This is a genomic window from Mesorhizobium sp. M0833, from assembly GCF_040319905.1.
GTDB lineage: Bacteria > Pseudomonadota > Alphaproteobacteria > Rhizobiales > Rhizobiaceae > Mesorhizobium.
The window spans coordinates 1-944 of record NZ_JAMYOQ010000094.1 but is presented as its reverse complement, the minus strand read 5'-3'; the positions used below and the strand labels follow the sequence as shown (position 1 = coordinate 944).

The window sequence follows — 944 nt, the reverse complement described above, 5'->3', positions numbered from 1 at the left end:
TTCACTGGCTCCGAAGGGATTCGGAGGTGACGAGTGCGCGGCGGCGACGATCGAACTGGCGAACTTTTCAGCTACGTGGACCTTGAGGTCCGGGTTCGGCGCAATCATCCATTGCGGGCGATCAGGACGATCGTGACTGAAGCCCTGTCGAGGCTGGAGCGTGAGTTCGCGGCGCTATATTCGCCGATCGGACGGCCATCTATCCCGCCGGAGAAGCTGCTGCGGGCGATGCTTTTGCAGGCGTTCTATTCGATCCGCTCGGAGCGGCTTTTGATGGAACGGTTGGAATACGACCTCCTGTTCCGCTGGTTCGTCGGCATCGGCGTCGACGACGCAGCCTGGGACCATTCGGTGTTCTCCAAAAACCGTGACCGGCTGCTGGAGGGCGATATCGCGGCGAAGTTCCTGGCGGCCGTGCTGGCGCAACCCAAAGTCAAGAAGCTCCTGTCCACGGATCACTTCTCGGTCGACGGCACGCTGATCGAGGCCTGGGCTTCGATGAAGAGCGTCAAGCCAAAGGGCGGCCCAAGCGGCGGTCATGGCGAACCGCCGGCAGACGGCGGCGGACGCAATGCGGAAGCGGACTTCCACGGCGAGAGGCGATCGAACGAGACGCACACCTCGACTACCGACCCCGACGCCAGGCTCTACCGCAAAGGGCGGGGCAAGGAGGCCAGGTTGTGCTTCATGGGACATGGGTTGATGGAGAACCGCCACGGCCTGCTGGTGGAAGCCTGTCTGACGCTGGCCGACGGACATGCCGAGCGGGTGGCGGCCCTGCACATGATCGAACCTCGTGCCGACCGGCCGCGGGCGATCACGCTCGGTGCCGACAAGGCCTATGACGCAGAGGACTTCGTCAACGAGTTGCGCTCGATGAAGGTGACACCCCACGTAGCGCAGAACACGAACGGCCGTCGTTCGGCGATCGATCGCCGCACCAC

1 protein-coding gene is annotated in these 944 nt (G+C 63.8%); it reads left to right on the top strand.

Features of this window, described 5'->3' with window-relative positions; all coding sequences use genetic code 11:
- Nucleotides 1-33: 33 nt before the first annotated feature.
- Nucleotides 34-944: IS5 family transposase (locus NKH98_RS32930; RefSeq protein ID WP_352904320.1), on the top strand; the 911-nt coding region annotated here is incomplete at its 3' end.